The 3,228-nt window shown below is 39.1% G+C and carries 5 protein-coding genes; 1 reads left to right on the top strand and 4 read right to left on the bottom strand.

Annotation, left to right across the window (positions count from 1 at the left end; genetic code table 11):
- The coding region (locus tag HH219_RS21415) for a reverse transcriptase domain-containing protein (RefSeq protein WP_211842216.1) at positions 1-899 on the top strand (899 nt) is incomplete at its 5' end.
- A gap of 78 nt (positions 900-977) precedes the next feature.
- Here the strand turns inward: HH219_RS21415 and HH219_RS21410 are convergent.
- From HH219_RS21410 to HH219_RS22350, 4 genes are all read right to left on the bottom strand, one after another.
- A complete protein-coding gene (locus HH219_RS21410) occupies positions 978-1,355 on the bottom strand; it encodes a TipAS antibiotic-recognition domain-containing protein (protein WP_169328567.1) in 378 nt (125 codons plus the stop codon).
- A 263-nt stretch (positions 1,356-1,618) separates the two neighbouring features.
- Complete coding sequence (locus HH219_RS22215; protein WP_249118587.1) at positions 1,619-2,572, bottom strand: hypothetical protein; 954 nt, start codon at positions 2,570-2,572, stop codon at positions 1,619-1,621.
- Between the two features lie 230 nt (positions 2,573-2,802).
- The gene (locus HH219_RS22355; protein ID WP_152960639.1) at positions 2,803-2,904 is read right to left on the bottom strand and encodes a transposase; all 102 of its coding nucleotides are present in this window, start codon (positions 2,902-2,904) and stop codon (positions 2,803-2,805) included.
- A gap of 58 nt (positions 2,905-2,962) precedes the next feature.
- On the bottom strand, positions 2,963-3,228 hold a 266-nt coding region (locus tag HH219_RS22350), incomplete at its 5' end, for a transposase (protein WP_282960326.1).

Genomic DNA, 3,228 nt, shown 5'->3' with positions numbered 1-3,228 from the left:
ATGTTCAATCTTGTGTTAAACAAGGTTATAAAACAGCGGTTGATATCGACTTGTCTAAGTTCTTTGATGAAGTAGACCATGACATGCTGATGAATCGTGTTGGTCGTAAAATCAAAGACAAAGCACTTATGCGCCTACTTGGTAAATACCTCCGAGCGGGAGTAGCAGAGCGCGAAACAGGTCTGTGGTTTGAGTCAACCAAAGGAGTCCCTCAAGGTGGGCCATTATCCCCTTTACTTTCCAATATTTTACTCGATGAATTAGATAAGAAGCTAACCTACAAGCGCCTTAAGTTTGCACGTTACGCTGATGACATAATCATTTTAGTAAAAACGAAAAGCGAAGGGCTAATAATCCAACGGGAAATTACTGCGTTTATCACTCAGCGATTAAAACTCAAAGTGAATGAATCGAAAAGTCGAGTCGGTCCAGTAACAGGCTCGAAATTTCTCGGGTTTACCTTTCGTTACGGTCAAGTGCAAATCCACGAACAGGCGCTAAAGAAATTTAAAGCAAATGTCAGGGAACTCACTAACCGCAACTGGGGGATCTCAATGACCTTACAAATTTATAAACTCACGCAGTATTTACGCGGCTGGGGACACTACTACTTAATAGCCAACGCTTATCAACTAACAGTGGATTTAGATCATTGGATCCGCCGTAGGATAAGAATGTGCTACTGGCGGCAGTGGCGAAAACCTCGTACCAAAGTACGCAGTTTAATGAAATTGGGTGTTAACGAGCGACTCGCCATAGCCTGTGGTATCACCAGTAAAGGCCCTTGTAGAAGCTCAAAAACAAAAGGAATTAACATTGCGCTAGGCAATAACTACTTAGCGTCACAAGGGTTAGTGTCATTGAGAGATATTTGGATCAATATTCATTACGGGAGATGAACCGCCCATTGCGGACCCGCATGATGGGTGGTGTGGGGGCTGGAGGTTAGAGACCTCCGGCTACCCGATTATGTGATTTTATAAATTATTACCTGCGTAATAAACTATTGCATCACCTAAATAGTCAACCATTTCTGGGTGGTAAGAGTTATGGAATTTTTTCATATCTTCATTTTCTTTATAAAAGATTCCCATACCTATATATGCTTCTTTAGATGGGGTATAAAAACGACAAGCGATTTCAAAGTGTTCTTTCATTAACGTTTGAACACTTTCATTATCAACGGCAGTCTCATCAGCGTACTCTGCTAATTTTTTATACAGAACATCCCAGTCTTGATGGACAAGTTCCCTATTAACATGCGCCCAATTATCTGTTGTTGATAAGCTGTGAGTTTGCTCCACATTAAGAGCGTTTTTACATTCTTCTAAATATTCTTTACTCAATTTATTCATTTGTAGATATTCCATTAATTATATATTTATTTGCGGCACACTAGCCGAATCACATAACGAGGCTGTAGAATAACTCTAACAGCCAAATTCAATTAAAAAACGAGCTCCTGTAATTAACTCTAAGCGCTTTTAAAGCATTAGGTAATGCATTTGGAACCCATAAAACAGGCTGTTTTTCTTAAAAAAGAGTAATTCTACAGCCACAACGCCCGCATAAAGCGCGCGAGGTACGAGCGTCGATTTTGATGCGTTTGTTATATTTTTTACAACTCATCATCGCCAACAGGTTCAATCTCGTCTTTTCTAAATATTGCATACTTGTCCTCCCCACCATTTTTCTTCGTTGGGAGTTGAGGAAGATTGTATGCCGTATTGTTTTCAACTTGGCCCTCCTCATGAAGATTAAACAATATAGCCTCGATTGTTTTATGTGGTTTGGAATAAATTGTTGGATCTAGGGTCTTTAAATCGGCCGTAAATCCAAAAATCACAAAAAGGGTAGAGAATATAAGTCCCCAATGTGGTCGCCGCTTTCCTAATTCTTTCTCAACCTCGTCAAGCTTTTCTAGAAGCAGTCTTACATCGTCATTTTGATCCGCTTCTGAAAGTTGAGATTTTAGTAGGTTAACTAGCGCAACCACTTTGGTCTTGTTGATCATTTCTGGATTGTAGCGACTGGAAAAGCTTTCAAATCCATCATCAGAGTAAAAATCATTTTCTACTTTAGAAGATGCAAACTTAGTAACTTGACACAATCTTGTTAGAGCGACTTTCGCTTCAACAAGGTGAGATCCAGACACTAGCTGGGATTCTTCTAGATCTGAGTGTGATCGACGACTAAAAAATGATGCGAATATTCCAACAGAACTATTAAGCCTTCGGCGTCTATTTATTGACCATATCTCTTTGTCGGATAAGCTCGATAAAATAGCAAATAGCTCACATAGTTTTGCAGTCTTAAATATTTCTTCGACTTGATCTTTCAAGTGTGATGGCACGTAAGCCAATTGTTCTTGAAGCCATAAATAAATAGCCTCGAAGTTTACTAATAGATCCTTGTCGCAATCTATAAGAATGTCATCTGACGCGATGCTCTCAGACATATACCTATAATACTGAGATACAGAAAGCATATACTCCTTATTCGTATGGTAATCTTTACCATCCAGCATATATCCGATTTTATCCTTTAATTTATTAAGCTCTTCTTCGGACATGTATCAGGTTCTCTCCGTGTGTTTTAAATATAACGAGCCTGTAGAATAACTCGTTTTTAATTTATTTTTATTGATGCTTCAACCATAGCTGAGTTCCTATTTTGATTCAATCGACAACTGACTTTCACGTGAAAATATAAAAAGAGGATTTGCTGTTGCTTTAGTGGGTGTTTTGGAAGGGATTGCAGGTGTTTAAGTGGCTTATTTAAGGTGGTAAGGGGTTACCCTTATTAATGTATCGTGTTTCTCAGCTTTTCTAGATTATGAACAAGGCAATACAGTTGCCATTGCGCATTCACTTTCGTTTGTCCGCGTAAGGTCAATTTGTTCATGCCTTTATTGACTGTAATATTCCGCTGTTTATTTAGAGGAAAGCAGGCTCTATACAGCCTAGTCGTTTGCCATTCCTTCAATAAAAAGCTGCCGTCGCCCCATTGGACTGTCTATTTTAACTTTCATTTTGTCGATATAGCTTAGCTTTTTACGTGATTCATCATTTTTAAACTGTACTTGCCGTCCTGTTTTTATTGGTGGCTTTCGCATGCATTGCTGTTGCAGTGGGCATACTTTGCAATCTTTTAAGTAACCGCAGAATCGCGTGTATTCTTGATTGTGACTCTTTACATTAACCCCGCTTCGCCACATACCATTGCCTG

Origin of the sequence: Pseudoalteromonas sp. NEC-BIFX-2020_015, from assembly GCF_012952265.1 — a bacterium.
Taxonomy (GTDB): Bacteria; Pseudomonadota; Gammaproteobacteria; order Enterobacterales; family Alteromonadaceae; genus Pseudoalteromonas; species Pseudoalteromonas neustonica.
Note: the sequence above shows the minus strand (reverse complement) of the source record. Positions and strands in the feature narration are given on the sequence as shown.